This window comes from Pseudoalteromonas sp. SR44-8 (assembly GCF_014163635.1).
GTDB classification, from domain to species: domain Bacteria; phylum Pseudomonadota; class Gammaproteobacteria; order Enterobacterales; family Alteromonadaceae; genus Pseudoalteromonas; species Pseudoalteromonas rhizosphaerae.
In genome coordinates this window covers 159,076-184,814 of record NZ_JACJDS010000003.1, presented here as the reverse complement: position 1 = coordinate 184,814, position 25,739 = coordinate 159,076, and the positions used below count along the sequence as shown (strand labels likewise).

The window sequence follows — 25,739 nt, the reverse complement described above, 5'->3', positions numbered from 1 at the left end:
TCGATAATGTTGCGCCACTGCTCAAGGTTACGCATTTTTCTCATGGCTATCTCCTAATTGAAATTCAGAAATAGCTTAATCGGTTTGACGAGTTATTGGCAGGTGCACTTTGCTAGACGCTTACGATACAAGGGTAGATTTTTTTGACTTAAATATTTTGTTTAGTAATGTAGAACCCACATTGAGCTTTTTCATTTCATTCATCCTTAAATTTTAAATTGGCTTTCTAGTGCATTTACGAAGTAACGATGATGTCATGAACGTTATTCTCACGCTCAAAATTGAGATTAAATTGGCCTTGGCGATTAATCGTGAAAATGGCGCGCGTCCAGTTTTCTGGTTGGTGTTTAGTGGCATTCACAAATAGGGTGTTGAATAAATCGACTATCTCGTCTGTCACGGTAATCGGCTGTTCGCTTGTATCAGCAGCAGTTTGATAATGGGCTTTGCATTCAAGTACGTTTTCATCTTCACAATTTAAAATAAGTTGTGCTTCAAGCCACGGCTCATTTATTTGCTGATAAAGGTACTGACCTAGGTGATGCGAGATGTTTTTTATGTCTGGTTGCATGTGCTGTCCTTAGCCATAGATAAATTGAATCTATTAGTGATCATAACTTTCAATTTCATCAGCCAGCTCTTGATCCCATTCAAAATCAATATTGAAGTCGCCTGATGGCTCAAGTGTAAAGGTAGCCTTATTCCATTTAATTTCTGGGTTATCTGACATTATCGTAGAGAGACTTTGGAACTCTTTAAATAAGTAATACCCTGATTCTAAATCAAAGCTTTTATCCTCAAAATTTGTATATGTTGCATCAAACTCAGCAGCATCACCAAAAAACTCAACCTCAACCTTGCACTCTTTCCAATCAGCAGTGATTTGCTGTACTAGATATTCTGCAATATTCTCGTAAATATTATCAACATTATTCATTATAATTAACCCCCTATAGCAATAAAAAATTACTTTGATGGAGTTGTTTTAATTATTGAATCCAAGAAAGCATCATTAGCTAGCTTTAGCTTTGTTAGGTCATAATTCGTCGTCATTTTCTTCTAGGATAGCTAAAAACTCATGGAAATTTACGCTAATATTTCTTATTGCTTTATCACCATCTTCGAGTTGTGAAGAGATAATAAATATAACTTCGGGCTCAGTCAGTTTATGACGAAAATCAAAAGCGATTAAATTTGAATCAAAAGTTATAGCGATAGGCACTATTTTATTCGATAAAAATTCATCTATTTCTTCTTTTTGTTCGGAGATGCTATAAATGTCAAAATTATCATCTATTAACTCTTGGCAATGAAGGAAGTGTGCGATTGAGCTTTGCCCTTTCCCTACTTTAAAAGATGAATAAAATGGCTTATCTCCAAAGTGTAATTCTATGAAGTTTAAAAACTCTGACGGGAATTTAATCTGAAGTTCGCATTCAAGTTCCTTTAAGTAATCGGGATTGTAAGTTGGCTTATTTTCTTCCCACAAATACGGTTCACATTTTAACATAATTAATACCCTCCTCCCCAAATAGACATACCACCAGTATGCCTAAAAGTGTCATGTGTTGTTCTATCAATAAGCTGCATTCTGCCAGTATCTTGATGATGATGCCATGTTAAACCCTTTGCTGGATCTTTCGATGGTGGTTTTTTCATAATATGTACTACTTGTTCATTACTTAATCCTAGCGTCTTGGCTAAACTTGGGTTTCTTTCTAATTGCATAGCAAGGTTTTTATTTGCTGCTTTAAAATGTTCAGTAGCTTTACCCGAAGTTATATGACGATCAGGTATGTGGGTATCAAATTTACTGTCAAATATGGGGAAACCATTCGAATCATACTGTAATTTCTTGCCTTTTCGATGTAAGTACCCATTTTCATCCAGGTTATTCTTATTTCTAATTGTAATTGCATCAGAGGGTTGTCCACCAATAGGGATAACTTTCCCATCTGGAGTTAATTTAGGTTTTCTGGCAAGATCATTTATTTTATCCAAACTATTAGGGTCAATAGCGGTGTTTCTGTTAACCGTTTTAGCCCCCTTTAAATCATTCCCTTTCGGCGCATCTAATTCATTGGCTACTGTTTTCTTCGGTTTCCCTACTACACCTGTACTTGCCGGTGGCTCAAATTCATCGAGGGCTTTATTTACGCGATTGCCAATTTCTTGCGCTGCGTTTCTTACCCCTTGGTCTATTTGCGGGGTGACTTCATCAAGCTGTTTGACCATGGCTTGCATGCCGTCAATGGCCGAGTCTGGCAGTAGGAGGTCGTATTTCCAGCTGGTTGAAATATCTTGCAAGGTATCTCTAAAGCTTTTAATAATTGCTTTGACTTCACTGGCGGCTTGTTTGCCTAAGTCTTGCCAGTTTATTTTACGTAAATACTGAACAGGGTCGCCTTTGCCTACTTTCGTTGGGTAAAGAGCCGGAATACTGCAATAGCGCCTTCCATGGACTCACCGCTGTTTTTAATCACGACTTTTCCGACGCCTTTTACAGCAGAGTATTAAAGCGTTTATGGAGTAAAAGCTAATGAAAGGCTAGGACGCTAGTCTTTAAAAAAACTGTAGCGCCTAGCTTCACAACATCCATGTTGTTAAAGAGCGGGTTTATTTATACGTTCGTTTATTCTGGTTTTGGTGGGTTTACATTAATTAACCAATCAGGAATATACTCATTTTCAACAGTAAGTTGATAACCTTTGACTTCTTTAGCGATAACAGCCATTGCGGTTAGTGGTATTGAAATGGCGCCACGGTCATTCCACATGCGCTCTTCATCACTGTAATATTCTTGGTGCAGTAATAAAGCTTTTTCCATGGTGCTGTTGTAGGCTTGCTCACCATTTTCGGTGAAAATCGCTTCGATAACAGAGACCAACGGCCACTTGAGACGACTGGCATACAAATACGCTTCATCAATAGGGTAATCATCCGGGTTAGAGGTGATATACGCTTGCTCTAGCAGGTGCGCTAAGTCGGCGCTTGGGGCGAACAGTCCTTTGAGTAAATCAGCTAAGGCATAATCAAACGGTTTGAGTTGATTGCCGTAATTAGAGTTTACAAACACCTCATTGTCGATGGTGGTTAAAAAATCTATGGCCTCTTGGTTGCGTACGATAATCGCGGCATATAAAGCAAGTAGCCAAACAGGGTGCTCTGCGTTTTCAGGGTTTTTCTTGCCAACCACCTCTAGGTATTCATCGTCATAAAAAAATGGAAAGGCTTGACCATCATTGGCGTTACTTTGAAAAATACCGAGGCCTAATTGCGATGCGCGTAGCAAGTACAGCCAAGCATGATAACCATTGGGGTTTTCAATGGCTTCCATTGGGAATGATTCAATTAAATTTCGTTTAAATTGAGTTTGCAGCCCTAAACTTGGGTTTTTTTGGATGCGAGGAATGTTTTTTTCTTCGTGTTTTTTGTATCGCTCACACATGTGTTCATAACTTACTTTTGCAAAGCTGTAATGGCTTTTAATCATCTAAAAAATCTCCTTAAAATCCGATATCAAAAATAGACACATCAATAACGTCAATTAGTCCATTGTCATTGGCTTTTTGTTGTATGCCAATATACTCTAGCGTTCCATCTAGTTTTGCGTCTTCTAGTGAATCTAACATATCTTGAATACCTTCAACCTGCTTAGTAAAGGCTTTTTCGCCGACTTTACCATAGCGAGGGTCTTTTGTGAGGCGTTTCATCTGCTCGGTATAATTATCAATCACAGAATCCATGTACTTGGCGGAGCCTTGCTGTGCACGTTCCTCTCCAGCTATTCTGCTACCCCATGTTGCATTACCGCCTTTGGCTTCCATGATAAGGACTTTACCATCTTCGATGACATACACTTGGTCAAACTCGCCTTGTTTGCCGTTACCGGGTAATTTGGTGTTTAACGGTTTGGCGTTAGGGTAATTTTGTTGTACGTAAATGCGTGCGGCTTCTTCACCTAAATCTTCACTGGCCAATCGCATGGCTTTTTGTGCATCTGTTAATGCTTTAGCGTCGCCTGCCAGTAATGCAGCGTCACGTTGTGCAACGGCTTTATTACGTGCTGTTTCTAATGTTTTTAAACGCTTTCTTGCGGCTGAATCTAAGTTGCTGTGTTTAATTTTTAGTTTTTGTGAAATGGTGTTAAACACATCGATTTGGTCAGATACAGTAACTAACGCGCCATTTTCATAACGCAGTTTCGGTGGTTTACTCCCATCTATGCGCTGTATGATAACTTTACCGTCTGCATTGGTGTATGCACGGTAGTTGCCACGAATATCATCGGGAAGATTCTCTAATAAATAGTCAGCATGGGCTTTGGCTGACACCTGCGTGGTTACGCCTCGGTTTGTACCTGGTTGTAATGTAGCATCGGGTTTGTCAATGTGCTCAATTAATTTAGGTTGCTCAGGCGACACGGTATGCGAGGTGGTTTTGTTAAGTTGCTTGCGTTTGAGTATGTCGGCCATCTCGACTAATGAGCGATTCGCATTGACGAGATGCTTGGATTTACTTGCCGCAGAGGCTGCGGCTCCCGCACCGCCCGTTAACAGCGCTAATAATATCTCAAACGCCATAACACCGGTTAAACGTTGTTTATCAACGTAGGAATGCGCTTCAATATAGTCATACGGGAAGCGCGCTAATGCACTGCGGGTGTCTGCATCGTCCATTAAGGCAAGTAATAGTTCAAACGCCTGTGATAATGCGCTGGTCGTTTTTTGGCTAAAGGCTAAAATGGTTTCAAGTTCTTGTTTAACAGCGTTTTTATCACCACTTGCAACGGCGTCAATCATTCTAAAACAGGCCGAATACACACTGATATTGATATCAATCCCTAGTACGACTAAATCAGCGATACCCGTTACAAGGGATTTAGCGCCTTGATACAGACCCGTTGCTCTTGCGCCGGTTTCAATCATCCATTGGGTAAAAAAGTCTTCTTGCTCAAAAATGGCATCCCCAATCGCGGCTTGCCTGCGAATTTCATCAAGCATGGAGGTAAGGTGTTGATTGAATTCTTTGCGCAATTGAATAAGGCGTTGCTCATCGGCTTGGGTGGTTGCTGACAATGTCACTTGGCTTTTACCTTGTGGTAAATTAGCCAAGGTTGCTACGCCATTCGCCAGGGTGCCGGTGTGTTCAACACCATCATTATCAATAATATGGTAGTCAACACCTTCAATGGCAGAGCCATCCTCGTAGAAGTATTCAAGTTCAAGCTGAGCGAGTGCGCCTGCAGATAGCGTATTGTCACTTAAATCAAACGCGGTGATTTGGCTAATACTCGCAGGACTTGAGGCACTTGGGCTACTGGCTGTTTGCGGGCTGGTTATATCGTAATCAACTGGTCCATCAAAGGTGACAATGTTGCTGTCGAGCGTGAGTATATTGGTAGCGATGATGGTGGCGTTGCCTTGGCTATCGAGTTTAATTTCGCCGCCGGCGTTATGAATGATTAAATCGCCTTGCCCAGAGCCTGTGATGTTAATTGACTTACTGGTTTGTAAAAACGTTGAGCCATTTGGTACGTTGAGCTTTAAATCACTGTTATTAGTCTTTAGTAAAATATCACTTTGCGCGTTTATTTTAACCGCACGCCCCGAAATTAATGATAGCTCTTGGTCAGCTTTAACATCGATTTTTTTACCTATGAACGCATTGTTGCCGGCACTCTGGTAATTGATATTGCCGTTGTTAGTTTGTTGTTTGAGTTCATTTTTAACATCAATAAATTGATTGTTCTTTATCACAAACTGTACATTGCTTTGCTCGGTTTCTAGGCAGAGGTCTTTTCCTGCGTGCAAGTTTATAGTGCCTAGTTGGCTTATCCATTCTATGAATTGGCGGCCAGACTGTTTGGCGTTTAGCTCAAAGTAATGTTCACTGGCAAGGGTTTGTAAAATAACTTTTGGCTCATTGTCGTCATCATCAAATAGTAGTTCGTTGTGGGCTGCGGTTAATAATCGGTTATGCGTTGGATTGGCGGCGGTTACTACGCTTGGTTGATCGCTATTTAGTGCAAAGCCCATAATGTAGGCGTGATTAGGGTCGTTGTTAATACAGCCTATTAGTACCTCTGAACCACCGACGAGTGGAAAGTGCCATCCAGTGGCCTGAGGTTGGTTTTGGCATGCATACAGCGCTAACTTTTGCAAGGCAGGGCTTGACTGCGTTATTGGTCTGGCATTTTTATCAAAATCGACCCGCGCGCGATATTGGCCATTATCATCAATAAATGCATTGCCGGTCAGTGATTCGACTCGAGCCGGGAATACCATTGGCTTAGCTTGATGAGGTATTGGTAGCGGTTTAAATGGCGTACCTCGTTCAATGAATTGCGCTTTACAATTATATTTAGAGAGCCCTTCATGGCTACTTTCGTCACTTGGTTGCTCGCTGTAGTGCTCGACTGCGATACAGAGCAAGTCACCACTGCTACCAATGCCGGTGTTATCACTTAATGAAATCGAACATCCCGCAAATAAATCACATACGTTACCAGTTAAGCTAATAACTTTATTTAAACTCGCTAGTGCATTACTAAAATTTTGTGCTTGATTAGTTGCGGCGGATTGCGATAACGCGCAGGGTTCAAAGAATGATTGGCTATTGCTGGCAACGGTATTAAATTGCCCATAGGCTGCACTGTTTGCAGTATTGTTATAAATAGACTCAGTAAGTTGAGCATGCATAAAGCCAACAAATTGCTCTCTGTGTTGGTTATTCATTCCAGCGCTACTGGTAACTTCTAAAACGCCGCGCTCAAGGTATGGACTATTTAAATTACTGTCGCTTATCACCAGTATTTCAGCCGAGTCCTTGCTTTCAAACCAATAAAATAAACCATGGGAAGCCAGTAAACGATGAAAAAACTGCCAATTACTTTCCATTGCTTGTACACACTGAGACATATCAGCAAACGGTTGGGTAACTCTGAAATCTACTTGGCCTTGAGAGTATCCGGCTTGTGATGCTAGGTAGTGTAAAACATCTTTTAAATTAACCCCGATAAATACTTTGCTATCTGAGGTGCTTTTTAGCGTACTCAATCGATCTTTAATGACGATATGATAGCGGCGTTTTTTATTGAATAACCCAAGATCGGTGCTTTGTGTTATGAGGCCTGCTTGGTGGCGATAGTAATTGTCTTTATTTACAAATGTAATTAAGGCCGATTGTAATAATAAATCGTTTAAAGGCTCATCAGTGAGGGTGTCGAAAATCAGGTCAAACTCAAAGCTTTTATTTAAGCGTTCAATTCCCATTACCTGATTTACGTTCATTGTTTTATTATTAATATCTAACAATAATCGTGATTTAGACATTTCCTTGTCCTTTTCTACCTTGGTCGATAATGCGTGTAAAAATACACATTAATCTAGCGATAATCAATGAAATATTTGTAATCAACGATATTTAGATTATATGCAAATAGGTTCATAATGTGTTCATTTTTAAAATTATATGGTGTGGTCGCTTTTATTGGGAACAACTTTAAGTTAGAAATAGTTGTATTTTCGCACTGAATTCGGTTGACATTTTAACAATTATGTTTGTATCATGCGCTAATTCTAAGGACTGAATAATTACCGCGTTAGTGCAACTTTAAGCTGACTATGTTAAATCAAGGATGATAAAATGAGAAAAAAAGATTTTATAAATCAGGTTGATAGCCTTTACTCCTTGGCTTGGTCTCTAACCTGTAACATCTCCTCTTTACTAGATCAAACAGGTATTCCTGCACATCGTGTTTTTTCTGAATCTGTTATAGATCAGTTTTTCTTCTTTTTGAATAACCCTCCAAAGAACGATGGAAATATTATTTTAATTAATGAAAATATATCTAGTTATATTCAAGAGTTAATAGTTTTAAATTCTAAATTAATATCTTCAATCGATCATGTTGTCATCAAGTCTCTAGCTGTTGAAAATCAAGAAAATAAAAGTTCAGGCTTTTTTTCTAGAATTTTAAATGGCAATCGCTGGTCCGATTGTGCGTCAGTGCGTTTTAATAGGGTTATTTGCCCTGTTTATGAAGAGATCCTTTGTAAAAACTGAATAATCAATTTTAAAATATCTAATGAGGTATTAAATGCGTTTTGCAATAAATAAAGTAATCTTAGCTGTGCTGTTAATGTCACTCACTGCGTGCATGAGCACTAATGTAGAGTTAGACATTACAGCAACAGATAATTTAAATTTAAATCAATTTGATGAAGCACTTCCAGTGGTTCTCAGAGTGTATCAATTGTCTGATATTCAGAGCTTTAAAACAGCGACGTTTGAAGAACTTTGGAAGTCAGATAAATCAGTATTAGCAAATTCATTGATCACGTTAGAAGAACGTACTATTAATCCTGCCGAAAAAACAACGATCGCTTTTGAACAAGCTGAAAATGCTCGTTTTGTGGCAATTGTTGCGTTATTCAGAGATCGCCAAGGAGACAAATGGAAAACGTATTATCAATTAGGTGATGGTCCGGTTAAATTATCGACTGCATTAGATGTGCTGATCACAAATAATGAAGTGCAGTTGCCTGACGTGGATGAGGCACAGTAATGAGTACTAAAGCCCCCGTAAAACCCGTCTGGGCTGAAGGTGTATTATTAGCACAACACCATTTTCAGTTATTTGATGAGTATCATGAGCAAAATCAAATTGTAAGACAGCGACTTATTTCTCCATTGGTATTTGGTATCCAGCATCTTGCAATTGATGAGTCAGCGTTATCACGTGGGCTATTAAAAATTACTAGCTTCAAATTGTTACTTGAAAATGGTCGATTACTTGATTTTGATCGCCAACAACATGACGAATTAAAGCTGGAATTAGATCCTAACCTAGATGAAGTGATTATTTACATCGCGATTGCTGCCAATAAAATCGTTAGTAATATTGAGGGTTATGCAACAACCGGTCAGCTCAGTGCCTATCATGCAGACTATATTGAGTTAAATGATGATCATGATGCTGCACGTAATCGTGAAGTGCTGATAGCGCACCCTAAATTTATATTATTAACAGATAGTGATGTAAAAACTTATTTTGATACTTTAGCGTGTTTGAAAATAGTCCGCGCAGAAGACGGCTCTTTTGTTGTTAATAAACACTTTGTACCACCACTGTTAAATATCAGTGCTTCGGTATATTTAACTGAGCTATTAAATCGCACCGCAAATTTAGTGAATGCGAAAGTCAATGTGTTGCTTAGTCGCAGGAAAAACTTTGGTTCAGTGACTGACTTTGGTCCAAACGAGATGAATAGCTTTTTATTACTTAATGCGATGGCACCTTCAGCAAAGCGGTTGGATCATTTAAAAAGTTTGTCATTAGTTCATCCTGAGCGTTTGTACTGTGAATTGGTTGATTTGATCAGCTCTGTATCGATGTTTGAACACAGTGATTTAGTAAACCAAGTCCCTCCTTATCAGCATAAACAACTCAGCCATGTATTTGGTAAGTTAGATGAGTTGCTAACTAAGCTACTTGAAGGTGTTGTGCCTAAGAAAATGGCTGGCCTTAAACTTGAAAAAATTTCCAATGCTATTCATCAGGTTGCGACTATTGACTCAGCAATTTTTGAGCATAACGACTTTTATCTAGCGGTTTATTTTGAAGCTGAGGATACCAAGTGGATTGAAACATTTAGCGACCAAGTTAAAGTTGGCGCAACTGAAAAACTCGATATTATGATTTCATCAGCCCTTGCAGGTGTTCAGCTAACTCACTGCCAACGGCCGCCAAATAAATTAGCAATAAAGAGTGGATATGAATATTTCCGTCTTGAATCACATGGTTACATTTGGCAGCAAATAATCGAAGAGCAGTCGTTAAGTTTATTTATTCCATTTGGTTTGCAAGCTGCGCAAATCGAAATAGTTACTGTCGCACGCAATTAAGTTAGGTGAAATGATGCAACAACAATCACAACAACAAGATTTAATCGCCTGTATATCACCGGTTATAAATGCGTTATCGCCATTAAAGCTCAAGCAATCAACCGATCTTGAGCTGAACGATTTTCGTGATCAGTTATTAAATAGTTTTGATGAGTTTGAGCGTAATTGTTATGCCCAACAAGTGACGACTAGTGTGATGCAAGAAGTAAAATTTGCTCTTACTGCAATGTGCGATGAGTTTGTAATGAGCTCCGGAGCGCATTTTCGTATGGACTGGATGTCACGACCGCTGCAGTTAGAGTTTTTTGGCAATAACCGTGCAGGTGAAGAGTTTTTTGAGCGTTTAGCGACTTTGCGTACTGGCGGTGAAAATAAATTTGCGGCGTTAGAAGTGTACTATATTTGTTTGCAATTGGGTTTTGAAGGTATCTATAAAGTTAAAGGAATAGAACAGCTTAAAGCTTTGATAGTTGACATTCGTGCACAAATTGAAGATGTCAAAGGCACGCCTAATGCACTGCTTTCTGATAATGGCGTACCTGCTGAAGGGTTTGCTATGAAAGTCGGTCGTAATGTCCCTTATTGGGTTATTCTGTCGATTTGTTTAGGCTCAATCGCTTCCCTATTTGCAGGCTTTCATTTTGTGATCAACAAGCAGGCTACACAGAGTACGCAAACCATAAGTAATCAGGTGGAAGTACTCACTCAATTGAATAAAACCAACGAGACACGATAAGGCAATACCATGCAAGGAAGAGTAAATAAAAGTGGCCTAGTGCATTTTTTACTGGGCTTAGTGTCATCTCGCGCCACAGGACAGTTGATCGGTCTAATTGCAGTGCTGAGCATTGTTTGGTTTGCTGGGCGCATGGTGGGCTTAGACACGACTGATAAAAAGCTGATTGCTATGGGAGCAGTTACGGCGGTATTCATTTTATTTATTTTTACTCGTTGGTTATGGACTAAGCGTTCTGGCGATAAGTTAGCTTCTGAACTTGCAAATCACAATGCGGGCTCAAGTGCTGAGCTTGATGAAATAAAAGAAAAAATGCAAGAAGCGTTAGGCTCATTAAAAGCATCGCACTTAGGCGCTGGCTATCGTGGTAATACCGCTCTTTATGCACTACCTTGGTATATGATCATTGGTCCATCAGCGACCGGTAAAAGTACTTTATTTGCTAACTCTGGATTACATTTTCCGTATTCAAACTCTAGCGAACTGCATATTCAAGGTTTTGGTGGCACACGTAACTGTGATTGGTGGTTTTCAGATCAAGCGATCTTAATTGACACCGCAGGACGTTACACAACTGAGCAATCAGAAAACAAAGAGTGGTTATCATTTTTAAATTTACTGAAAAAGTACCGCCCAAAATTACCTATCAATGGCGTAATGGTCGCAATTAGTGTAGCTGATGTTTTAACCTCTGACAGTGAAGAAATTCGCCAGCATGTAAAGTTAGTCCGTGAACGTATTGAAGAGTTGATCACGCAACTAGGTGTTATTTTCCCTGTTTATATCACTTTCACAAAAACCGATTTAATTAGTGGCTTTGAACCTTTTTTTAATGACTTATCTGAAAAAGAGCGCGAGCAAGTGTGGGGCGCATATTTACTTGATATTAGTGAAGATCAAAAAACCGATCCGGCTGAAATGTTCGAGCTCAGAATGGATGAATTATACGAACGTTTGTGCCAGCAACGTTTAAGTAAAGTGGCCCGTGAACGAAATGAGCATCGTAAACAGTTGATCCTTGATTTTCCTAATCAGTTTAAATCGGCCTCAACAAAACTAACCGAATTTGTAAACTTGCTATTTAAAGCGAATCCGTACCAAGAAGTTCCTTGGTTTGCAGGCGTGTATTTTACCTCAGGTACACAAGAGGGCACACCAATTGAGCGAATCACCAACGGTGTACGCGATCAATTTGGCGCGGTTGTGGTTGAACAAAAACAAGAAACAATCACCCAAAGCTATTTTATTAATCGCGTTTTTAATGATGTTGTTTTTAAACTACAAGATTTAACTCGGGGTAATCGTAAAAAGCGCCTAGTTGGGCGTTGGTTAAAAGGTTTAACTGTAACCACGGGGCTTGCCTCAATAGCGGCGATTACAGCGTTATTGATTACCTCATACACCAGTAATCAGTTATTGCTTAACCAAGGCGAAGCACGCGTGAAAGCGGTGGTTGAAGTTAATGTAAATAAGGCGAAGGCGGATCAAAAGCTAGCTGCAACACTTGCATTATTTGAGCATTATCAGGAGCTTGTAAGTTATGAAAAAAGCTTACCTTGGTATTTTATTTTTGGTATTTACGAAGGTGACGAAACAACTCAAAGTGTCGCGAATGTATTATTTAACCAGTTAAACCAATTGATCACACTTCCTGCTGAAAAACAGGTGTTAGCACAATTAAAACAGTATGAAAGTCGTTGGAACTCTGATGAGCCGGAGTCACGCGTAGGTATTCGACAACCTTATTACGAAGCACTTAAATTACATTTAATGCTAAGCACACACCCCGAACATAAAAATGATGAATTTGCTAAACAGCAGCTACTTAGTTTTATTAGTAATCACTTTAATATTGATTTAACAGCGCAACAAGATACACCCATTTATAGTCAATTAACTGCGTTGTTAGATGTGTATTTAGCTAATTTAGGTACTGATCTAGAGCATCCTGGGAAGATTAATTTTTGGCAAGCAAATGAAACCGCAATTTATACTGCGCGCGAAAGTTTAAATACTCAACCTGAGGCTGAGCCTCTGTATAAGCAAGTGATAACAAGCTTTGCTGAGCGCAAAAAAGCATTACAGCTTAATCAGTTTATGTCGGCTAATAACCGTGATGTATTAAAAAGTAGCTATGCAATTCCTTATGTATATACCAATGCTGGTTGGCAAGAATATGTCTATCCTGAAATTAAACGTATTTCACGGTTAGTGTTCTCAGGCGATTGGGTTATGGGCACCAGTAATGACGAAGGGCAAAATGCTGTAGATGAAGCACAAGCTGAGTCCTTAGCCAAAGCAATGCGTGCTTATTACTTTAAGGATTACGGTAATACTTGGTTCGAATTCTTAAATAGTATTCAAGTCCCAGCGTTTAGAGACTTAAACGATGCAAGTATTGATTTTGCTCGCCTTTCATCAAACGATGGCCCATTGATAGATTTAATGATGCTGGTGAACAATAACATAATGGTTGCTGACGAACCTTCAGCCGTTACCGCGAATAATGACAAAATTGCGACCTTAGTTGCCGGTGCTGCCGACGTTGCGCAGAAAAAAGCAGCAAAAGGAAAGCTAGCTAAACAAGCTATTAACAGCCCTGATTTTTCACAAATGAGTACGGTTAGAGCGCCAGAGTTAGAATCTCGCTTTGCTGATTTACGCCGTTTTACACAAAACGATGATAATAAGCGCAGTTCTGATTACATGGGCCAGTACATTAGTTCATTAAGCAGCATCCACTCAGACATAAAAGCGATGGCGGCGAGTAATGAAGATGATGGCCAAGCTATGATTTTTGTCCAAGATTTACTCTCAGGTAATAATCAAACCAATGCTTTGCAGTCTTCATGGATCATCATTGAAAGCCAAACACGTGCTTTAGACCCACAAACAAAAGAAACGTTGGATACTCTTTTCAAAGCGCCTTTACAAGCGGGTATAGCCACAATTATGGCCAAAGCACGAAGCCAGTTAAATGAAGAGTGGGAAAACCAAGTTTATACAATGTACAGCAACAGCATCGCAGGAAAGTACCCATTTAATCTAAATGGACCTGATGCCGCGATTGCTGATGTGTCGGAGTTTTTAAACACTGAGTCGGGCATATTATGGAACTTTACTAACACTCAACTGAAACCTTTTATGAAAGTACGTCGTGGCGTATGGGAAGAAAAACAGTGGAATGGTGTTGGTATTGGCTTTAGTAAAGAATTACTCGATGGTTTAACAAAAGCAAATAAAGTAACACGTTCACTATTTACTAGTGGCGCAGATTCTGCGGGCTTTAATTTTCAGATGATGCCAGTACCACAAAGAGGCATTCGTGAAACTTATTTAGGCTTTTCAGAGCAAGGTTATCGCTATCGTAATGAGCCGGAGGAGTGGCGTAACTTTTCTTGGCCTGGTCGTGGTGCTGCAGAAAAAGCGATTCTTTATGGTTTAGATAATAAAGGCAATCGAATTTCGATTGAGCAAGATGGTCCGTGGGCGCTACTTAAAGTGCTTAATAATGCTAATGTAAAATGGATAAAAGGCACTGAGTTCTTAGCTACATGGGAACTAACCGATAAGTCAGAACAGCAATTAACAGTACAGTTTTCCTTAAAATCAGGGCGTAATAGCGGTATTTTCTCAAAATATATGCTGACTTCGTTTGCTTTACCGAACTCGTTGTTTTCGAAATCGCCGCAATATGCGCAGTCGAATAATAATTCGGTACAGTAGGGGCGGTTATGTTTAATTTATTTTCTAAAAAGAAATCGCCGTTACTAGTAAAACAGTTTTCTTACGGTTATATGGGGAAAACACCAGTACGACCCGATTTTGTGAAGTTAAATATTTCATCGCGTGAATCAGTGGCATTTGATCATTGGTTACAAGAAGGATTTGCTCACCTTAATCGTGGTCGAAAGGCGAATAATGTTGCTGTACTTAATGGTGTTAAATCGTTGTTTTTTGTATCTGGGAACAGTGAAGACAGTAGTTTGCTTGGTATTTTACAACCAAGTAAAGATAGTAGTGGCCGTTTTTACCCTTTTAGCTCTTTTATACATAGCGGATTAGACACTTATAAACGCCATCCAGCATTTTTGTTTTTATATGCTAGTCATGTGATTGAGCACTTAATTGGTGTGAATGATCGCATTAAAGAAGCGCCATCAATTGATGCGATGGCGGAACAAGCTCATGCTTATAACAAGGTTGCTGATGCGTTGAAGCAGCAACCAAATTTAAATCAAGAGCTAGATAAACTGCGCATGATACCGATGAGTGTGTTGTGGCAGCATCTCCAGATGAATGATGTGCATAAGCGTGCTGTATTAATTGAAGAACTATCTGCAGTATTGAAGTCGATTGCAAATAGAGGCTGTCTACGCAGTCAATTTGGTATTCGTTTACCAATGCCACAGTTTAGTCATGAGAGCGCCTTGGTCGCTGGGTTTTGGCTGCATTTAATAGCATCTGTGGTTGCTGATCACAACTGGCAACCGTGGTTCTTTTATCAACTAGGGTGTGAAGATCATGCGCCTAGTTTAACGGTGTTTTGTCGTCCTGTATCGGCATCCTATTTTAGCTCGATTTGGTTAAATGAAGACAAATCAACACAAATTATTGATTTGACGAATTTACCACTGAGCAAAGTGCCAAGTGACTACAGTATTAATTTTGCCGATATGGATAACGTAAGTGTATACGATGCACTAAGACGATGGTGTAAAGCATGAGTTTAAAGCAACCACATACTCACAATAGCTGGCAACTATGGCTGGATGAACTTGCTGCACCATTGCAAGGTTTACCGTGTGGCGAAGATTTAAAATACGAAGAAACATTTAAAAGTCTCAAAGCATCTTCATCGGGTGTTGGTGAGGTTGATTTTAAAGTGATGTTTATTCAAGCAACTGACTTATTACAGAATAAGAGTAAAGATTTACGTATTGTTAGTTACTTATGCTTAGCTGCAACCAGTGAATTTGGGGTGCAGGGGTTAATTAGTTCAATCAAATTGTTTAATAAGATATTGGCTGATTTTAGCAACGACGTACACCCACTTAAAGAGCGCATGCGCAGTGCTGTAAATACCTGGTTTTTACAGCAACAAGAACGTCTAAAAGGGATTTCGCAAAGTCATTCGGCAACCGCAGAACAATGGGCCGAACTAGATGCGGTATTAACCGATTACAACCAACACTCAGTACCATTATTAGATAGTGAATCAGGTCCTTTATCTACTTTAAACGAGTGGACTGACGAGCAAATGAAACGCAACCCAGTTGCAAAGGCAGTCGAGCCGTCAGTTGTTAGTAAAGACGATACTGAACAAGCACCAAGCGACGGTACACCGGCAATACATTCAACATCATCAGTGCACAGCTCTGTAAGTCAAGTTGCAAGTATTACGGTTGGTGATCTCAGCAGTGACACGGCTTATTTATCAGCTATTCGTGAATTACTGAATTTTGATAAAGAACAAAATAACATCGAGCGGGTGATTAAATTATCACGTGCTGCACGTTGGTCTGGGTTGAAAATACCGGCTAATGAAAATGGTCAAACACGCTTACCAGCACCAAGAGCTGCGGCTTTTGCACCGATTGAAAATGCACTTGCCAGTGAACAACCAGAGCAGGCACTCATGCTTGCTGAAGGCTTATTTATGGAAGGTGCGATGCAATTTAATCTCAACTTACAAATGTTGGTATTAAGTGCGTTAAAACAATTAAATAAAGGCAAGCTAAGTCACTGGCTTGAGCAGCAATTGATTAATTTAACTAGTCAGTTTCCGCTTTTAACTCATTTACAGTACGACGATGGCACAGGGTTATGCAGCCCAGCCAATAAAGAAACGTTACTTGAAATTAGCAATGCACAAACACCAGCAAGCAATAATTCGCAAGGCAATATTTTTGATGAACATTATAGCTTATTGGCTGATGAAGTAGTGCAAGGACAACTCAGTGCTGCGCTTAGCAAGGTTGAGCAATTAAGTACCCCTACCGGGTTTGACCAATCACAAAGCCAATTATTAAAAGCCAAGTTGTTACTTAAAGCGGAGCATTATGAACACGCTTTGGCAATTTTAACCGAATTACTTGAGCAAATTGAAACTTTTCAATTAGCGAAGTGGCAACAACATTTTTGCATGGAAGTATGGCGTTTTGCCAAGCAATGTTACGCCAATCTGTCGTTGGCAGAAAGTGATGAAATGAGTTTAGCTGCTAAGCAAATTAGTCAGCGAATGATGGTAACCAATCCGGCTCAAGCAATAGCTTGGATTTAGTTACAAGAGCCTGACTAATGGGTCGAGGTTAATTGGAATTGATACAAACTGCAAAGGAAGAAACATGACAGATACATTTCAAAAAGAGATCCCAAGAGCTCGGATCAATATCTCTTTAGAGCTTGATACGGATGGCGCATCGCAAAAAAGCGAATTGCCACTAAAAATGCTGGTAATTGGTGATTACTCTAATGGTTTAAATACCCAAGACCTTGCTGAGCGTGAACGCGTAACAATCAATAAAAATAATATTGAGCAAGTGTTAAAAGATATGGCACCAAAGGCAAACTTTCAAGTTGCTAATAAGATCAAAGGCGATGGCGAGATCAACGTGAATTTACAGTTTGATTCGTTTAAATCGTTTGATCCAGAATCAGTTGCTTCACAGGTACCTGAGTTAAATAAAATGATGGCAATGCGTAACTTACTGCGTGACTTGAAATCGAATCTTTTGGATAACTCATCATTACGTAAAGAACTAGAGCGGGTATTACAAAACCAGCCAGAACTTGATGAGTTAAAAGCTAAGCTGGATGAAATTGCCCCGCTTGCTTCTGAAGACGAAAAACACCCAGTTACTGAATAAGGACGTTACCATGTCAATGCAAGAACAATTAAACGTTGCAGCTCATTCAATTGAGCAAGCTCCGGTATCAACCTACGAAAGCCTTTGTAACTTGGTCGATATTGCCCCAGTTGCAGATGAGATCAAATTAGACACTTTTCGTGATGCCAGCAACCTTGCTGAAACCCGTGCGAATGAGCGTTTAACAGCGGCAATCAATGTATTTTTAGATATGGCTGGCAGCAGCGGCCAAGAAGTTACGCGTATCGATAAGTTGTTGTTAGATGACTATATTGCGAAAGTTGATACGATTATCTCACAGCAGTTAGACCAGATTTTACATAATCCAAACTTCCAAAAAATGGAATCAGCTTGGCGTTCATTGCGTTATTTAATTAATCGCACGCCAAACAATGCCAACATCAAAATCGAAATGCTCGACGTTGATAAAGAAACCCTGCGTGATGACTTTGAAGAAGCACCTGATACCACGCAATCAGCATTGTACAAGCATGTTTATACCTCAGATTACGACACCCCAGGTGGCGAACCGGTATCGACTATGGTATCGAACTTTGAGTTTGATTGTTCAGCGCCAGATGTTTCATTACTACAAGAAATTTCACGCGTATCAGCTGCGGCGCACTGCCCATTTATGGGCAGCGTAGGACCTAAGTTTTTCTTGAAAGACTCACTTGATGAAGTATCTAAAATTCAAGATATTGGTTCGTACATGGAGCGTGCTGAATTTTTACGTTGGAAAAACTTCCGTGAATCAGAAGATTCACGCTATATCGGCCTAGCGTTCCCACGTTTCTTATTGCGCTTACCGTATGGTGAAACTAATCCACTGCGTAACTTTAACTACCAAGAAGATGTAAACAGTGAACACCATGAGCGCTATTTATGGGGTAACGCAACGTTTGCTTTTGCCGCCAATATTATTCGCAGTTTCCATGATAATGGTTGGGCAGTTAACATTCGTGGCCCACAGTCGGGCGGTAAAGTTGAGAATTTACCACTTCATTCATTCGAAGCAGGTAAAGGCTCAGAAACTAAGATCCCAACAGAAGTATTGATCTCAGAGACTAAAGAGCTTGAATTTGCTAACCAAGGGTTTATTCCACTTAGTTATTATAAAAATTCAGACTTTGCGTGTTTTTTCTCAGCTAATAGTGCGCAAAAGCCACAAGTGCTTGAAACGCCAGAAGCAACCTCAAACGCACGTATTAACTCGCGTTTACCGTATATCTTCTTAGTATCGCGCATTGCGCATTACTTAAAAGTGTTGCAGCGTGAAAACATAGGTTCGAGTAAACCTCGCCATGAATTAGAGCAGCAGCTTAACGATTGGTTAGGTGCGTTAGTTACTAAAATGAATAACCCTGATGAGTCGTTAATTGCAACGCATCCATTAAAAGATGCCAAAGTGACTGTTGCTGAAATTCCGGGTAACCCAGGTTATTACCGTGTTAGTACGTACATAGTGCCACATTTCCAAGTGGAAGGTATTGATGTGCGCTTAGCACTAGTAGGGCAGATGCCTGGCGAAAAATGAACTGCCAAGCCGCCGATGAAACGCATTTAACGCAGGCTTTTAAAGTGTAAATACGTCAATTTGGTGAGTAGCTGGTTGGTGTAAAAAACGTTATGAAAAAGATTGCCCCAAGTTGGTTGCATCCAACTTGGGACATGTTCCCCAGTGGCATGAAGCAGAGGGCTTTTTGGGGGGCATAAACATGGTTGTTTATGCCAATGCCAACTAACAGGAAACACTTCATTCTAAAAGGAGAATAATGAAATGGCAATTCCAGCGTATATGTGGTTAAAGGATGACCAAGGTAATGACATCAAAGGTTCTGTAACTGTTGCAGAGCGTGAAGGTTCAATTGAGATCCTACACTTTGATCATGAACTTCGCATTCCTACAGATAACGACACGGGTGAACTTACAGGTACACGTAAGCATGAACCGTTTGTAATTACTAAAGCGGTAGATGCAGCTACACCGTATCTGTATAAAGCGTGCTCGAACGGTCAAACACTTAAGCAACTTGAGCTTAAATGGTACCGTATCGATGACACAGGGACTGAGCGTGAGTATTTCTGCCACAAGTTGGAAGATGTAAAAATTACGTCAATCTCACCAACAATGCACAACGTAAAAGACTTAGACAAGGAGCGTTATCCGCACCTTGAAACAGTATGTTTACGTTATAAGCGCATTACTTGGACATACCTTGATGGCAACATCGAGTTCTCTGACTCTTGGACTGAAGGTCGATAAGTCGGAATTTTTAAAGGATATGCGCAAGCATATCCTTTTATCAGAGGTAAGTTCATGGCGTTATTCGATTTTTTAACTCAACCTGTCATTCGTAATGGACATCAAGGTTTTCAGACTGATGAGCAAAATAGTGTCTGTAACCATCTTAATGAGCTGCTTAATGCTCGCCGTGGGGTGTTAAAGCATTTGGCTGATTATGGTTTGCCAGATGTTGAAGATATTTACGAAGGTTTGCCTTATTCGCAACATACTTTGGCGTTTGAGGTTAAAAAATTGATTGAGAAATATGAGCCAAGAGTGCGTTATGCCAATGTTATTCCAATGGAAATACGTGAAGAAAATTGCGTGATCCGACTGGATATTCAAGCATTTTTAACCAGTGGCCAATGTATTAAGTTAAACACGCGGTTTGAATCAGGCGGTAAGGCTGATGTAATGCAGCACGCTAAAAATGGTGATTAATATTTCAATGAAAAGGATATTTTAATGCAGCAATATTTTGATGCTCAAATGCGTTTATTAACGCAGGCCGGTAAACAGTTTGCACAACATTATCCTGAGCATGCGGGCATGTTAAATATTGATGCCTTAAAAGATCGCGACCCGCATATCGAGCGTTTACTCGAAGGTATGGCGTATTTAACTGCGCACACACAAAAACGCTTGGATGAATCAGTACCAGAAGTGTCAGAGCAAGTGCTGCGTCAATTATGTCCTATTCTGCTTAGTTATTACCCTTCAAGTACGGTAGTGAAATTTAGCCCTAAGCTGGCAATGCAAAAGACTCACATGATTGAAAAGGGTCTCACATTAAAAGCAGATACCGCTGTTGTTGATCATAAAAATATTACTTTTACCACCACGCATAATCTAACAGTAGCACCATTCGATGTTGAGCATGTGCGCTACCAAGAATCACATTTAGGTGCAGAGCTGCGCATTGGTTTACGTTTTGTATGCCAAGGTGAGCGTAAAAATTATGACTTATCAAACTTGCAGTTTTATTTACGCGGCGATACCCCGTTATGTAGCTCTTTATTTAAGCTGCTGCAAACGGCAGAGAAACATGCTGAACTTGATTTTGGCCCTGCGCATTTTGAGCATAATAAAAAGCTTAAAGTAAAAGGTTGCAGTGCCACTTATTTAAATATTGATGGGGCTCTTTTACCGAGTGCTGAGCAAAGCCATCCAGGCTATGCATTATTACTAGATTACTTTAATGCCAAAGACCGTTTTTACTTTTTAACTTTTACAGGTTTGCAAGACGTTGAGTTTGCAGATCATATAGACCGCTTTGAAATAGTTTTTCGTGGCTCAAGTAAATTACCACCCGGACACCAATTATCCCGTGAAAACCTACTGATAAACTGCGTGCCTGCAATTAATTTATTTTCCCAAGCGGCAGAGCCAATCAGAATCGAACCCAATCGTACCGACTATATGATCACTGCAGATCAAAATCGTACCGATCATATTTTCAGTTACACCGTCGATTCGGTAATGGGGCGCAACTCGCTCAGTGGTAAAACCTATGATTATACACCTCGTTATCAAAGTGTATTTGAAGATGAGAAAAAGCTATTTACCGTATTAACTAAGGATGTGGGTGCAGCTGCGCCAACTCATTACTTACAGTTGCCTTTCAATCTAAATGATGAAAAAGAAACACTATCTGTTGATTTAACTGCTTTTAATGCAGGCTGGCCTCGGCAATTACTGCAAGAAGGTGATTTAAATATTGGCGGGCGCGATATGCCAAGTATTGCCGAGGTTGAGAATGTTATTAGGCCTACTAATTATTTACCGTGCCCAGATCAACCAAAACATTGGCAGCTGATCAGCTTACTTAATGTTAAGTTTTCCCAAATAACCCAAGTAACCGAGCTTAAACGTTTATTAGTGCTATTTGATTGGTCGCAAAAAGCTGAGAATCGCTTGCGTATTGAGAGCATTCAAAAAATAACGGCTACTCCGATCAGCCAAATAAAGCGTGGAATTTTTATTAAAGGTGTAGATGTAATAATTGATATCGATGAGAGTAAGTTTGTGTGCGATGCCGATCTTTATCATTTTTGTAATATGTTGCACCAATTCTTTTTAATGTACGCACCAATTAATGAAAGTGTGCAGACTCGCGTTAATGCTATTCCTAGCTATAAAACCTGGTGTTGGGATATTGAGCCGGGCAAGAGTTATCAATTATGAGTGTGCATGAACCAGCCATAAAGCATCCCGTTTGGGCTAAATTGCCCAAACCGATTGAGCAATTAATTGCTAAGCCTTGGCAGTTTAATTTATTTAAAGCGATGAGCTTAATTGAAAAGCATTGGGCAACGCCTCACGAACTTGACAAAGGCATTAGTGAGCGGGTGATGTTTAAGCCCTATAAAGAGCTTGGCTTTCCAGCAACTGATGTACGTGCGTGTAGCTTAGATAACCAAGGACGCGGGCGACTCAGTTTATCAACGTCATTCTTGGGTTTGTATGGTGTTGATGCGCCGATGCCACATTACCTGTTAGAGCAAGCAGCAAGTGATGACGAAAGTGGTGACAGGGTTCGGCAATTTTTAGATATGTTTAATCATATTTTATATTGCCAACTTTTTCAGGCGTGGAAAAAGTCACAAATCAATGTTGCAGGACGTGGTGCAGATCAATTTGATCATTTAATAGAAGCCATTTTATCTACAAAAACAGATCAAAAAGTACAATGCGGCATTGCTAGCTTAAAACAAACCAGTGCAGCAGGCTTAACTCAACTACTTAAACATACACTTGCAGTGAAAGAGCTGCACGTTGACGATACCCGCGCTAATTGGCAAACAATTGATGCCCCAAGTACATTTGGTGATGATGCCCAGATGGTACTCGGTGGTTCTGCGGTATTAGGTAGCAAAGTATTAGTAAGTGGCAGTATTTTAACAATTGCCATCGGCCCTGTAGACAGTGAAACTGCCATTAGTTTGAACCCTTTGCATGAGCAAGGTAAAAAAATGGCGGCGTTATTAAGCACTCACTTACCAAATAATGTGCAGTGGTTATGCCAAATAAAAGTGGCTAACGAAGCTGTAGAGCAACAGGCAATCGGTGTGTCACCGTTAATACTTGGACACAACAGTTATTTAGGTAGTGCTGCGGCAAACACAACCGTACACAGCTATACCCATCTTCAATATCAACATTAGTAAGAAACCAGATTTAAGGACAAAACAATGGATGCAAAAGGCATTAAACAACTTATCGACAAGCTAAATGGCCATACCGCGACCGCGCTTGAGTCTGCTGCAGGGTTTGCTAGCAGTCGTAGTCATTTTGAAGTGCTGCCTGAACACTTACTAATTAAGTTGATGGAAGAGGGCAGTAGTGGCGATTTAGAACAAATATTTCACTTTTTTAATATTAATCAAGATGCGGTATGGCATGAGTTGCTTGACTTTTTAAATCGTCAACCTGCGGGTAACCAAAGTAAGCCGGTGTTTTCTCGTCGTTTATATGAATGGTTAGAACGCGCATGGTTGAGCGCTAATGTGCAGCATAAAAGTGATTGGATCAACGGTGCTGCATTGCTTGATGCACTCACGGAGCTATTACCTTATAGCCCTGTGCTTCAATTACCAGCGTTGCTAGATAAAATTGACTCACGCTTTTTAGCCGAAAACCTCGATAAAATTTGTCAAAACTCAAGCGAGCGTTTAAACCCACAGGCAAAAACAGCTCAGCAAACGCAAAATAATGGCCAAAGTGAAGGTGGCGGCGCGCTTGATGAATATTGTGAAGATTTAACCGAAAAAGCTAAGCAAGGAAAAATTGATCCTGTACTCGGGCGAAACGACGAGATACGCATGATGGTGGATGTGTTATGTCGTCGTCGTAAAAACAACCCGATTTTAGTGGGTGATCCGGGAGTCGGTAAAACCGCCGTAGTAGAAGGTTTTGCACAGCGTATTATTGATGGTCAAGTACCTGATGAATTAAAAGGTGTGCGTTTATTAGTCTTAGACATGGGCTTATTACAAGCTGGCGCAGGTGTTAAAGGCGAGTTTGAGCGCCGTTTAAAAACAGTAATTGACGAAGTTAAAAACTCAACCACGCCGATCATTATGTTTATTGATGAAGCACACACCTTAATTGGTGCGGGTGGCGATGCCGGTATGAGCGATGCGGCTAATTTATTAAAACCCGCTCTTGCCAGAGGTGAATTACGCACAGTGGCAGCAACCACCTGGAGTGAGTATAAAAAGTACTTTGAGCGTGATGCCGCATTAGAGCGTCGTTTTCAACTGATCAAAGTCGATGAGCCAACGGAGCAAGCTGCGCAACTTATGCTAGCGGGTTTAAAAGATAAATATCAGCAACATCATAATATCCAAATTACCGATGATGCCATTGAAGCGGCTGTTGTATTGTCAGCTCGTTATATCACAGGTCGTCAGTTACCAGATAAAGCAATTGACGTACTTGATACAGCAGCAGCTCGCGTCAGAATGTCGTTTGCAACTGATCCAGCTGCAATTGAATCTGAGCGAGAGCATATAAATTATTTACAAACTCGGATTGCCAGTATTGCCAGTGAAAGCGAGCAAGGTTTAGCTGTCGATATGGATAAGTTATTGTACTTACAGCAAGAGTTAAATACTGCACAAGCTAAACTTGCTGCATTAACCAGTGCCCGCGAGTCACAAATTGCTACTTTAAGCCAGATCAACGAATTTAAACAAGCAACCAATGCAAGCGAACAAGACAGTGCTGCACTACTTAGCTTGCGCCAAACTTTAAAAGAGCAAAACAGTCAAGATAATGGCTTATTTAGCGAAGTAGACGCTGATGCAGTGGCACAAATAATTTCTCAGTGGACCGGTGTACCTGTTGGTGCCATGGTTAAAGATCAGATCAGTAACCTCATTAATTTAGAAGCGGCAATTGGTCAAGAAGTGATCGGGCAGCAAGCGGGTATGGCAAAAATTGCGCAAGCATTACGTGTCAGCAAAGCGGGGATCAGTAATGAACAAGGGCCGTTAGGGGTATTTTTACTTGCCGGCCCCTCCGGTGTTGGTAAAACTGAAACAGCCCGCTGTTTAGCTAAGCAATTGTTTGGTGGCGAGAAGTTCTTAACCACTATCAATATGAGTGAATATCAAGAGTCGCATACAGTATCGCAGCTTAAAGGTTCACCTCCTGGTTATGTAGGTTACGGTGAAGGCGGTGTATTAACTGAAGCGGTAAGACAGCGCCCGTACTCAGTAATTTTGCTTGATGAAGTAGAAAAAGCGCATAAAGATGTGCTTAACATGTTTTATCAAGTATTTGAACGCGGCAATATGCGTGATGGTGAAGGCCGTGAAATTGACTTCAAAAACACCGTGATCATCATGACGTCTAACTTAGGTTCAGCAGAGCTAATTGATGCATGCACACCACCAACAGTGATCGATTTGAGTCCAGAGCAAGACGATGATGTAGAACAACCGACTGAGCAGCAGCAAGCCATTAATGACGCACTCAATCCAACGGATGCACCGATTAATGAAGATGGTAGCCCATGGCAAGTGCCGTCAATTGGTGCGTTAAGTGAATTAATTAAGCCACAGTTACTACAATTCTTCGCACCAGCTTTACTTGCACGCATGCAAGTAGTGCCTTATTTAGCGCTTGATCAAGATGCACTGCAAGCAATTGTTAGTTTAAAACTAGAAGCGATTGCTAAGCGTCTTGCTACAAATCATAAAATGCAACTGCGTGTTGATGCAAGTGTATTGAGTAAGTTAACTCAGCAATGCCAGCTTTCAGACAGCGGTGCTCGGATGGTAAATGCAGTCATTGAAAGACAAATTTTACCAGGAATTGCTAAATCTATTTTGGAATATATGGCGCAAGAAGATATGCCAGATATTTTAACGTTAACGGTTGATAAGCAAGACGAAATCACCGCAATATTTGCCGATAACGCCTAATTTAATAG

Annotated in this window: 20 protein-coding genes; 14 read left to right on the top strand and 6 right to left on the bottom strand. The window is 40.3% G+C overall.

Features of this window, described 5'->3' with window-relative positions:
- Positions 1-235: 235 nt before the first annotated feature.
- From H5183_RS02455 to vgrG, 6 genes are all read right to left on the bottom strand, one after another.
- Positions 236-571 carry a DUF600 domain-containing protein gene (locus H5183_RS02455; RefSeq protein ID WP_182730840.1) on the bottom strand — a complete coding sequence of 112 codons (336 nt, stop codon included), beginning with the start codon at positions 569-571 and terminating at the stop codon, positions 236-238.
- Positions 572-604: 33 nt separating this feature from the next.
- Positions 605-937, bottom strand: a complete 333-nt coding sequence (locus H5183_RS02450; RefSeq protein ID WP_182730839.1) for an immunity protein YezG family protein — start codon at positions 935-937, stop codon at positions 605-607.
- 99 nt (positions 938-1,036) lie between these two features.
- On the bottom strand, positions 1,037-1,510 hold the full coding sequence (locus H5183_RS02445) for an SMI1/KNR4 family protein (RefSeq protein WP_145242511.1): 474 nt from the start codon (positions 1,508-1,510) through the stop codon (positions 1,037-1,039).
- Between the two features lie 2 nt (positions 1,511-1,512).
- Positions 1,513-2,307 carry an HNH endonuclease gene (locus H5183_RS21615; RefSeq protein ID WP_145242508.1) on the bottom strand — a complete coding sequence of 265 codons (795 nt, stop codon included), beginning with the start codon at positions 2,305-2,307 and terminating at the stop codon, positions 1,513-1,515.
- Between the two features lie 325 nt (positions 2,308-2,632).
- Positions 2,633-3,493, bottom strand: coding sequence for an immunity 49 family protein (locus H5183_RS02435; RefSeq protein ID WP_145242506.1), 861 nt, complete (start codon positions 3,491-3,493; stop codon positions 2,633-2,635).
- 13 nt (positions 3,494-3,506) lie between these two features.
- Positions 3,507-7,334 carry a type VI secretion system tip protein VgrG gene (vgrG, locus tag H5183_RS02430; RefSeq protein WP_182730838.1) on the bottom strand — a complete coding sequence of 1,276 codons (3,828 nt, stop codon included), beginning with the start codon at positions 7,332-7,334 and terminating at the stop codon, positions 3,507-3,509.
- A 313-nt stretch (positions 7,335-7,647) separates the two neighbouring features.
- Here vgrG and H5183_RS02425 point away from each other — a divergent pair, with 313 nt between their 5' ends.
- From H5183_RS02425 to tssH, 14 genes are all read left to right on the top strand, one after another.
- Positions 7,648-8,067 (top strand): hypothetical protein, encoded by a 420-nt coding sequence (locus H5183_RS02425; protein ID WP_182730837.1) that lies wholly within the window; start codon positions 7,648-7,650, stop codon positions 8,065-8,067.
- Positions 8,068-8,101: 34 nt separating this feature from the next.
- The gene (gene tssJ / locus H5183_RS02420; RefSeq protein ID WP_145242499.1) at positions 8,102-8,569 is read left to right on the top strand and encodes a type VI secretion system lipoprotein TssJ; all 468 of its coding nucleotides are present in this window, start codon (positions 8,102-8,104) and stop codon (positions 8,567-8,569) included.
- The gene (gene tssK / locus H5183_RS02415) at positions 8,569-9,909 is read left to right on the top strand and encodes a type VI secretion system baseplate subunit TssK (protein WP_145242497.1); all 1,341 of its coding nucleotides are present in this window, start codon (positions 8,569-8,571) and stop codon (positions 9,907-9,909) included. Before tssJ ends, tssK begins: the two co-directional genes overlap by 1 nt.
- 10 nt (positions 9,910-9,919) lie before the next feature.
- Positions 9,920-10,645: a type IVB secretion system protein IcmH/DotU gene (gene icmH / locus H5183_RS02410; protein WP_257326852.1), complete on the top strand. Its 726-nt coding sequence runs from the start codon at positions 9,920-9,922 to the stop codon at positions 10,643-10,645.
- A 9-nt stretch (positions 10,646-10,654) separates the two neighbouring features.
- Complete coding sequence (gene tssM, locus H5183_RS02405) at positions 10,655-14,371, top strand: type VI secretion system membrane subunit TssM (RefSeq protein WP_182730836.1); 3,717 nt, start codon at positions 10,655-10,657, stop codon at positions 14,369-14,371.
- Positions 14,372-14,379: 8 nt separating this feature from the next.
- Positions 14,380-15,372 carry a type VI secretion system-associated protein TagF gene (tagF, locus tag H5183_RS02400; protein ID WP_182730835.1) on the top strand — a complete coding sequence of 331 codons (993 nt, stop codon included), beginning with the start codon at positions 14,380-14,382 and terminating at the stop codon, positions 15,370-15,372.
- Positions 15,369-16,928 (top strand): TssA family type VI secretion system protein, encoded by a 1,560-nt coding sequence (locus H5183_RS02395; protein ID WP_182730834.1) that lies wholly within the window; start codon positions 15,369-15,371, stop codon positions 16,926-16,928. The genes tagF and H5183_RS02395 overlap by 4 nt, the downstream gene beginning before the upstream one ends.
- A 64-nt stretch (positions 16,929-16,992) precedes the next feature.
- Positions 16,993-17,514: a type VI secretion system contractile sheath small subunit gene (tssB, locus tag H5183_RS02390; protein ID WP_145242489.1), complete on the top strand. Its 522-nt coding sequence runs from the start codon at positions 16,993-16,995 to the stop codon at positions 17,512-17,514.
- 10 nt (positions 17,515-17,524) lie between these two features.
- The gene (gene tssC / locus H5183_RS02385; RefSeq protein ID WP_145242487.1) at positions 17,525-19,051 is read left to right on the top strand and encodes a type VI secretion system contractile sheath large subunit; all 1,527 of its coding nucleotides are present in this window, start codon (positions 17,525-17,527) and stop codon (positions 19,049-19,051) included.
- Between the two features lie 243 nt (positions 19,052-19,294).
- Entirely contained in the window at positions 19,295-19,780 is a 486-nt protein-coding gene (locus tag H5183_RS02380) for an Hcp family type VI secretion system effector (protein WP_007584479.1), read from the top strand.
- 54 nt (positions 19,781-19,834) lie between these two features.
- Positions 19,835-20,242: a type VI secretion system baseplate subunit TssE gene (gene tssE, locus H5183_RS02375; protein ID WP_145242485.1), complete on the top strand. Its 408-nt coding sequence runs from the start codon at positions 19,835-19,837 to the stop codon at positions 20,240-20,242.
- Between the two features lie 24 nt (positions 20,243-20,266).
- Positions 20,267-21,985, top strand: a complete 1,719-nt coding sequence (tssF, locus tag H5183_RS02370; RefSeq protein ID WP_182730833.1) for a type VI secretion system baseplate subunit TssF — start codon at positions 20,267-20,269, stop codon at positions 21,983-21,985.
- Positions 21,982-22,965, top strand: coding sequence for a type VI secretion system baseplate subunit TssG (gene tssG, locus H5183_RS02365; RefSeq protein WP_220491355.1), 984 nt, complete (start codon positions 21,982-21,984; stop codon positions 22,963-22,965). The genes tssF and tssG overlap by 4 nt, the downstream gene beginning before the upstream one ends.
- Before the next feature lie 27 nt (positions 22,966-22,992).
- Positions 22,993-25,731: a type VI secretion system ATPase TssH gene (gene tssH / locus H5183_RS02360; protein ID WP_182730832.1), complete on the top strand. Its 2,739-nt coding sequence runs from the start codon at positions 22,993-22,995 to the stop codon at positions 25,729-25,731.
- The last annotated feature ends 8 nt before the right edge of the window (positions 25,732-25,739 follow it).

What these genes read in the sequence shown, in the direction of transcription:
- H5183_RS02455 (WP_182730840.1), bottom strand. Translation starts at nt 571, where the DNA reads ATGCAACCAGACATAAAAAACATCTCGCATCACCTAGGTCAGTACCTT.
- H5183_RS02450 (WP_182730839.1), bottom strand. Translation starts at nt 937, where the DNA reads ATGAATAATGTTGATAATATTTACGAGAATATTGCAGAATATCTAGTA.
- H5183_RS02445 (WP_145242511.1), bottom strand. Translation starts at nt 1,510, where the DNA reads ATGTTAAAATGTGAACCGTATTTGTGGGAAGAAAATAAGCCAACTTAC.
- H5183_RS02435 (WP_145242506.1), bottom strand. Translation starts at nt 3,493, where the DNA reads ATGATTAAAAGCCATTACAGCTTTGCAAAAGTAAGTTATGAACACATG.
- vgrG (WP_182730838.1), bottom strand. Translation starts at nt 7,334, where the DNA reads ATGTCTAAATCACGATTATTGTTAGATATTAATAATAAAACAATGAAC.
- H5183_RS02425 (WP_182730837.1), top strand. Translation starts at nt 7,648, where the DNA reads ATGAGAAAAAAAGATTTTATAAATCAGGTTGATAGCCTTTACTCCTTG.
- tssJ (WP_145242499.1), top strand. Translation starts at nt 8,102, where the DNA reads ATGCGTTTTGCAATAAATAAAGTAATCTTAGCTGTGCTGTTAATGTCA.
- tssK (WP_145242497.1), top strand. Translation starts at nt 8,569, where the DNA reads ATGAGTACTAAAGCCCCCGTAAAACCCGTCTGGGCTGAAGGTGTATTA.
- icmH (WP_257326852.1), top strand. Translation starts at nt 9,920, where the DNA reads ATGATGCAACAACAATCACAACAACAAGATTTAATCGCCTGTATATCA.
- tssM (WP_182730836.1), top strand. Translation starts at nt 10,655, where the DNA reads ATGCAAGGAAGAGTAAATAAAAGTGGCCTAGTGCATTTTTTACTGGGC.
- tagF (WP_182730835.1), top strand. Translation starts at nt 14,380, where the DNA reads ATGTTTAATTTATTTTCTAAAAAGAAATCGCCGTTACTAGTAAAACAG.
- H5183_RS02395 (WP_182730834.1), top strand. Translation starts at nt 15,369, where the DNA reads ATGAGTTTAAAGCAACCACATACTCACAATAGCTGGCAACTATGGCTG.
- tssB (WP_145242489.1), top strand. Translation starts at nt 16,993, where the DNA reads ATGACAGATACATTTCAAAAAGAGATCCCAAGAGCTCGGATCAATATC.
- tssC (WP_145242487.1), top strand. Translation starts at nt 17,525, where the DNA reads ATGTCAATGCAAGAACAATTAAACGTTGCAGCTCATTCAATTGAGCAA.
- H5183_RS02380 (WP_007584479.1), top strand. Translation starts at nt 19,295, where the DNA reads ATGGCAATTCCAGCGTATATGTGGTTAAAGGATGACCAAGGTAATGAC.
- tssE (WP_145242485.1), top strand. Translation starts at nt 19,835, where the DNA reads ATGGCGTTATTCGATTTTTTAACTCAACCTGTCATTCGTAATGGACAT.
- tssF (WP_182730833.1), top strand. Translation starts at nt 20,267, where the DNA reads ATGCAGCAATATTTTGATGCTCAAATGCGTTTATTAACGCAGGCCGGT.
- tssG (WP_220491355.1), top strand. Translation starts at nt 21,982, where the DNA reads ATGAGTGTGCATGAACCAGCCATAAAGCATCCCGTTTGGGCTAAATTG.
- tssH (WP_182730832.1), top strand. Translation starts at nt 22,993, where the DNA reads ATGGATGCAAAAGGCATTAAACAACTTATCGACAAGCTAAATGGCCAT.